Below are 5,545 nucleotides of genomic sequence, written 5' to 3' on the forward strand. Positions count from 1 at the left end.
ATACATTTTCTCAAAGACTATCATTCTGTGGTCTTCGTTTTTGAAGGAGTGGTCTGCTCCTTCTATTTGCTCGTAGACTGCATTTGGGTAGGCCTTTTGGAGTTTTTCATTTGCATCGTTAAATACCAAGTCGTCTGCATCTCCTCTTAAGATTAGGACCTTACCCTTGTATTTTTCGGCAGCTCCGTAGATATTTTTCTTTAGGAAATCTATGAGGAAGTTCTTGTGAAGTTTGACTCCTCCTATATCTACGTCTTCTACACTTCTTATGATTTCGGCGTAGGATTTGCGGCCGTCTATTTCTGATTTTTTCTTTCTCATCTCGCCTTCGAACATGGTTTTGGCCATGACTTTGATGTAGTCTGGGTTATTCATATCGCTTGCTGGTGCGAGGAGGCACATGGCTTTTGGCTTAAGCTTATAGGCCTTAAGGGTAGCTATGACCCCACCTAGGGAGTGTCCCACCCAGTAGAGCCTATCCTTGTCTACATAGGCTTTGATTTTTACGAATTCGTGGATGAGTTCTGCCTCTTTTTCTTCTCTCGATACGGTCATATCGTAGAAGTCTCCGTCAGACTCGCATGTTCCAGAAAAGTCGAATCTTACTACTAGATAGCCCTTATCTGTGAGGTATCTGGCGTTTTGCACTCTAAAAAAGCTTGATCCGTTCCTATCTCCTCCGAATCCGTGGTAGATGATTACTGTTGGGTATTTCTTATCTTCTGAGAAATCATCAGGAGTGTTGATCACTCCTCTTAGGATGATTCCGTCTTCTTTTTTGATTTGTGAGTAGATGTATTTCATTTATAGCTCGTTTAATATTCTTGCCATTTCTACTCCTGAGGCTGAGGCTTGGGATAGGGAGTGGGTTACTCCTGAGCCGTCTCCTAGGCAGTAGAGTCTTTTCTTATTTGTTTCAAATCTTTCGTCCACCTCTACTACGGAGTTGTAGAATTTGACTTCTATTCCGTAAAGTAGGGTGTCGTCGTTGGCCATTCCTGGGGCGATTTTATCTAGTTGGTAGATCATCTCGATTATATCATCGAGTTGTCTTTTTGGCATAACTAGGGATAGGTCGCCTGCTGTAGCATTTAGGGTTGGTGTGGTGAAGGACTTGGCCATTCTTCTTTCTGATGAACGGCGGCCCTTGACTAGGTCACCAAATCTTTGCATAAGGACTCCTCCTCCAAGCATGTTTGAAAGCTTGGCAATGGATTCGCCGTATTCGTTGGAGTCTTCGAATGGTTCGGTGAATCTATTGGTTACTAGGAGGGCAAAGTTGGTGTTTCCTGATTGAAGTTTAGGGTCTGTGAATGAGTGACCGTTTACTGTAAGAACTCCGTTGGTGTTTTCTGTTACTACATGGCCATATGGGTTCATACAGAAGGTCCTTACTACGTCGTTGTATTGTTTGGTTTGATACATGATTTTTGCTTCGTAGACATCATCTGTGATGTGTTTGAAGACTTCTGCAGGCACTTCTACTCTGACACCGATGTCGACTCTGTTTCTCTTAAGTCCTACGTCAAACTTATCGCATACATCTGCAATCCACTTAGATCCTGATCTTCCTGCTGCAAGGACTAGGTCGTCTGCCTCATAGACTTCGTCTCCAGTGTGGATGATGTATTTGTCGTTTTCGTATTCTACCTTATCTACCATAGTGTTAAACTCGAAGTCTATGGTATCTTTGACATAGTCGTAGATTCTTTGAAGGATTAGCTTATTTCTATCAGTTCCAAAGTGGCGAACCTTGGCTGATAGAAGGTGGAGGTCGTGACGGAGACACTTGGTCTTTAGGTCGTTTTTGTCTGTTGAGTAAAGCTCTAGGTCATCTCCCCCATCGAAATCCATTAGGACAGAGTCTACGTATTCCATAAGTTCCATGGCTTTTTTCTCGCCTATGTATTGGTGAAGGTCTCCTCCAAAGCTTGTGGTGATGTTGTATTTACCATCTGAGAGGGTTCCTGCTCCTCCGAATCCGTACATGATGTTACATGGCTTACATCCTATACAGTGATCGACTTTGCCTTCTGTTATAGGACAAGTCCTGTTAGCTACTTTCCTACCGCCATCTATTATCAAAACTTTCTTATTTGTTTTTAGTTTGGTTAGCTCATAAGCAAGGAAGGCACCGCTTGCTCCTGCGCCTACCACTACGATATCGTACTTTTTCATATACTCTCCTTTACATAATTAGCCTAATATATTATACAAGTTCTATGTCTTTAATGAAACTATTATTTATTTTTTAACAATCTTGTGATAGAATGTATATAATTTTATAAGGAGATATTATGAGAGAAGCATTTAAGAAAGCATTCCCATACACTATCCCTGTTATAGTAGGCTATGTCTTCCTTGGTCTTACCTTTGGAATCATGGTTAGTCAAGCAGGATTTTCTGCAATCCTCGCTCCTATTATATCACTTACGGTGTATGCTGGAAGTATGCAATTTGTATTGTTACCCTTGCTCAAAACCGACATTACCGTACTTGCTATCATCATCCTTACTCTTTCAGTAAATATCAGGATGATGTTTTATGGTTTGTCCTTACTAAAAGAATTCAAGACTTCTAGATCGAAGTTACTATTTATCCTGACCCTATCAGACGAGTCCTTCGCCCTGGATACTTCCATAAAGCCAGCTGAGGGAGTAAATCGTGGGGACTTTTATCTAGCTATAGGCATCATCAACTACCTAGTTTGGGCCCTAGCTTCCTATGTGGGAGCCCTTTTGGGAAATATGATTAGCTTTAACACGACGGGCTTAGACTTTGTCCTAACTGCACTTTTCCTAGTGCTTTTGGTAGAGCAGTTCAACGCTACGAGAAACCACAGGCCTTTGATGATAGGGCTAGCCATGTCAATTATAGCCCTATTAATCTTCGGTAAGGATAAGTTTATGATTCCTGCCCTATTATTAATAGTAATGAGTCTGTTTGCAGTAAGAGGAAAGGTGGAAGATTATAATGAATAGAATGATTATGATAATAGCAGCTTCTGCTATCACAACCTTTATAATTAGGTCCGTTCCCTTTGTGTTTTTTAGTAAGAGGAAGCTACCAGACCTAGTAAAGTACTACGGCAGATACCTTCCCTTTGCCCTAATGCCCTTGCTTGTTGTCTTTGCCCTAAGAAACATCGACATTATCCATTACCCATATGGACTTGCTGAAATTATTGCATCAGCTGTCGTGATTTTCTTGCATTTTAGATTCAAGAAGCTCTTCTTGTCAATTTCTGTAGGAACTATCGTTTATATGCTATTAATTCAAATAGTATTCGTCTAGTTTTACGGTAAAGTAATAAGTAATAAATAGAAAAGAATAATTAGGAGCTAATATGAACAAAGAAATATCAATATCAAACAACAAAGCCATCCTAAACTTCTCCAAGGCCTTCTTTAATAATACTGACGACCTACTAAGAAGTGATGGCTTCTACGAAGTCCTAAGGTCCTTTGTCAAATTCCACAAGGACAATCACACAAGGATTTATACTTATCTAGAGAAATTCTTCAGGGCAAGTGATATAGACCAGCTTTCAAATGAGCTTAGGGATATAACAAAGATTCTTACAGTAATGACCCTAGATGAGATCAGTGAAAAGATCAACAAGTACCACGACCTCAACAAGGAACGTGACGCTCTAATAAGAATTGTCGAAGACATGTACGATTATTGGAGAAAAATCGAAAGATACTCAATTATCGAGAAAAACGCCGACAAGGAAGGACTCGAAGTAGAAAACTTCCTAGGTTCCAATATCAGATTTAAGGATATGATCCTAGAAATCTACAGGAAAGTCGAAGTATCAATCACAGGAGAAAACCCAAAGGTCTTTAGACAAGTACCAGCAGGAGCCAACTCTTCTGTTATAGTAAGAAAGTCCAAAATCGACTATCCAGAATACCTAAAATGGCTCAACAAGATTCCATTTATAACAAAAGTAATGATCGAAACTCCTTACATAACCTACACCAAATCCAACAAGCGTGATGGGTTCTTCAAGGAAGTCTTCGACAATCCAATCGAAAACATCGAAATAGACACAGACGAATACCTCTGCTATCCAGCAAAAATTGCAGATAACCTAATCTATGTCTACTTCCACCAAGACTACATCACCCACGGCATATCTGCCTCTAACTTATTCGAATTATGCGATGAGGAAGAGGTTGTAAATACCAAGCCTGATGGAATTTATGTCTTTGGAGTAAAGGACGATAGGGACCTTGATATCTTCTATGAAGATAAGGAGAACGACCTATTCATAGGCTACTGTAACTTCTGTGACAAGAAGGACTACTTTGGCTATCTAAAGAAAATGTGCCTAACCCTTAACAACATCATCTCCATGAAAAGAGGCTTCCTCCCAATCCACGGAGCAGGCGTCAATGTCGTCCTACAAAACGGCAAGAGTGCAAATATAGTAATTCTCGGAGACTCCGGAGCAGGAAAGAGCGAATCAATCGAAGCCTTCAGGTCCCTTGCCAAAGAATACATCCGTGACATGACGGTAATTTTTGACGATATGGGATCCTTCCGACTAAATGGCAATGATGTTTATGCCTACGGAACAGAAATCGGTGCCTTCGTAAGGCTCGACGACCTAGATTCAGGCTATGCCTTCAAGCAAATAGATAGGTCCATCTTTATGAATCCTGATAAGGTAAACGCAAGGCTAATCATGCCAGTAGCAGACCATAAACAAATCATGGAAGGCTATCACGTAGACTTCTTCCTATATGCCAACAACTACGATGCGCTAGAAGAAGGTGAGAAGTCAATTAGCCTATTCGAAAACGAAGAAGAAGCTATAAAAGTCTTCAAAGAAGGTGCAAGAATGGCCAAGGGAACAACAACAGAAGAAGGACTAGTCAAATCCTACTTCGCAAATCCATTCGGCCCTTACCAAAAACAAGAAATGTGCGATAAGCTAATCAAAGAATACTTCGATAAGCTTTTCGAAAACAAAATAAAAGTAGGAACAATAAGGACCCAACTTGCCATAGACAATATGGAAAGCGAAGGCCCAAAGAAATCCGCAAGAGAACTTTTTGAAATAATAAAATCTCTATAGAAATAAACTCCCCTAGCCAGTAAGAAATATGGTTAGGGGAGTTTTTTTGTTTTTGAAAATACAAGGCTTAGAAAATATCAAGCCCCACTTCCCCTTATGTCGAGCGTAGCGTAGCGGAGCCGAGACATCTCCATGAGATCCCTCCATTACGGTCGGGATAAGGAATAAAGAAAGTTAGGGAGCCTCACACTCCCTTATGTCGAGCGGAGTCGAGACATCTCTAAGAAAGCCCTCCACTACAATTGGGATAAGGGCTGTGGGCTGGTCGGGATAAGGGTTGTAGGAAAGTCGGGATTCCTTGTTGCCACCTCGGCAGAGCTTCCACAGGGAAGCGACGAGAGGTCTGCAGAACCTTGGGACATGTTTGGTGTGAAATCTATTAAGATAAGTATTAAAGTAAATTACTTAAACTTAATAATCCACATGTCATCATAGACTGTAGATCTCTCACTTCGTTCG

The 5,545-nt window shown here is 40.8% G+C and carries 5 protein-coding genes; 3 read left to right on the forward strand and 2 right to left on the reverse strand.

Translation table 11 applies throughout. The features are described 5' to 3' along the window. Together MRZ08_RS06450 and MRZ08_RS06455 are read right to left on the reverse strand one after the other, a co-directional pair. A partial coding sequence (locus tag MRZ08_RS06450; RefSeq protein WP_297380774.1) for an alpha/beta fold hydrolase occupies window positions 1-804 on the reverse strand: 804 nt, incomplete at its 3' end. Beyond that, the gene (locus MRZ08_RS06455) at window positions 805-2,178 is read right to left on the reverse strand and encodes an FAD-dependent protein (protein ID WP_297380777.1); all 1,374 of its coding nucleotides are present in this window, start codon (window positions 2,176-2,178) and stop codon (window positions 805-807) included. A gap of 119 nt (window positions 2,179-2,297) precedes the next feature. On the opposite strand from MRZ08_RS06455, the gene MRZ08_RS06460 reads away from it, so the two are divergent. From MRZ08_RS06460 to MRZ08_RS06470, 3 genes are read left to right on the forward strand one after another with little or no spacing between them, the layout of a single operon-like run. After that, complete coding sequence (locus MRZ08_RS06460; RefSeq protein WP_297380779.1) at window positions 2,298-2,981, forward strand: AzlC family ABC transporter permease; 684 nt, start codon at window positions 2,298-2,300, stop codon at window positions 2,979-2,981. After that, complete coding sequence (locus tag MRZ08_RS06465) at window positions 2,974-3,294, forward strand: AzlD domain-containing protein (protein ID WP_297380780.1); 321 nt, start codon at window positions 2,974-2,976, stop codon at window positions 3,292-3,294. The genes MRZ08_RS06460 and MRZ08_RS06465 overlap by 8 nt, the downstream gene beginning before the upstream one ends. Window positions 3,295-3,346: 52 nt before the next feature. Continuing rightward, a complete protein-coding gene (locus MRZ08_RS06470) occupies window positions 3,347-5,086 on the forward strand; it encodes a phosphoenolpyruvate carboxykinase (protein ID WP_297380782.1) in 1,740 nt (579 codons plus the stop codon). The last annotated feature ends 459 nt before the right edge of the window (window positions 5,087-5,545 follow it).

Source organism: Anaerococcus sp. (assembly GCF_022770135.1).
Classification (GTDB): domain Bacteria; phylum Bacillota; class Clostridia; order Tissierellales; family Peptoniphilaceae; genus Anaerococcus.

Bases quoted from the DNA above. Each gene is read 5' to 3' on its own strand.
- MRZ08_RS06455 (WP_297380777.1), bottom strand. From the start codon at position 2,178: ATGAAAAAGTACGATATCGTAGTGGTAGGCGCAGGAGCAAGCGGTGCC.
- MRZ08_RS06460 (WP_297380779.1), top strand. From the start codon at position 2,298: ATGAGAGAAGCATTTAAGAAAGCATTCCCATACACTATCCCTGTTATA.
- MRZ08_RS06465 (WP_297380780.1), top strand. From the start codon at position 2,974: ATGAATAGAATGATTATGATAATAGCAGCTTCTGCTATCACAACCTTT.
- MRZ08_RS06470 (WP_297380782.1), top strand. From the start codon at position 3,347: ATGAACAAAGAAATATCAATATCAAACAACAAAGCCATCCTAAACTTC.